This window comes from Mesorhizobium sp. M7A.F.Ca.CA.002.04.1.1 (genome assembly GCF_004022805.1).
Classification (GTDB): domain Bacteria; phylum Pseudomonadota; class Alphaproteobacteria; order Rhizobiales; family Rhizobiaceae; genus Mesorhizobium; species Mesorhizobium ciceri.
In genome coordinates this window covers 1-1148 of record NZ_RZPL01001097.1, presented here as the reverse complement: position 1 = coordinate 1148, position 1148 = coordinate 1, and the positions used below count along the sequence as shown (strand labels likewise).

Annotated in this window: 1 protein-coding gene; it reads left to right on the top strand. The window is 65.0% G+C overall.

Going from position 1 to position 1148, the window contains the following annotated elements:
• Positions 1-988: pitrilysin family protein (locus ENZ75_RS32455; RefSeq protein ID WP_164888202.1), on the top strand; the 988-nt coding region annotated here is incomplete at its 5' end.
• Between the last annotated feature and the right edge of the window lie 160 nt (positions 989-1148).

Genomic DNA, 1148 nt, shown 5'->3' with positions numbered 1-1148 from the left:
ACTCGGGCTGATGATAAGCTTCGAGGCTGACCGCATGCGCAACCTCATCCTCACCGATGATGTCATCAAGACCGAGCGCGACGTCATCCTCGAGGAGCGCCGCTCGCGTATCGACAACAGCCCCGAGGCTGTGCTGGACGAGGAGGTCGATGCGACGCTGTGGCAGAACCAGCCCTATCGCATTCCGGTCATCGGCTGGATGCAGGAGATGCAGCAGCTGAACCGCGTCGACGCCACCGCCTTCTACGACAAATACTACCGGCCCAATAACGCCGTGCTGATCGTCGCCGGCGATGTCGAACCGGACACGGTGCGGGCGCTGGCCGAAAAGACCTATGGCAAGGTGGCGCGCGGCCCCGATCTGCCGCCCCGCATCCGCCCGGTCGAGCCGGAGCAGAACACCAAGCGCACGGTCACGCTCTCCGATGCCCGCGTCAGCGTGCCGAGCTTTTCCACGCAATGGGTGGTGCCGTCCTATCATTCGGGAAAGCCGGGCGAGGCGGAAGCGCTCGACCTCTTGGCGGAGATCCTCGGCGGCGGCAATCGCAGCCGGCTCTACCAGGCGCTTGTCGTCCAGCAAGGTATCGCATCCAGCGCCGGCGCCTTTTTCCAGGGCACCATGCTCGACGACACCAACTTCACCGTCTACGGCGCGCCGCGCGGCGATGCCAGGATTTCCGACGTCGAAGCGGCAGTCGATGCGGAGGTGGTGCGCATCGTCAAGGATGGCGTGACGCCATCGGAACTGGAAAAGGCCAAGGACCGCTATGTCAGGTCGATGATCTTTGCCCGCGACAAGCAGGATTCCATGGCCAACATCTACGGTTCGACGCTGGCCACCGGCGGCAATGTGCAGGACGTCCAGCAATGGACGGACCGCATCCGCAAGGTCACCGCAGACGAGGTCAAGGCGGTCGCCGCGCGCTATCTGGTGCTCGCCCGGTCGACGACCGGCTATCTCTTGCCGCAGCAACAGGCGGGGAATTGATGATGAATTCGATCCCCGTGAGCGAGGCAGCCCCCTCATCCGGCCGCTTCGCGGCCACCTTCTCCCCGCTGGGGAGAAGAGGCTGGCGCCAGCGCTGGCAAGCTCCTCTCCCCGTCGGGGAGAGGTCAGCCGAGCAAAGCGGAGGCTGGGTGAGGGGGAG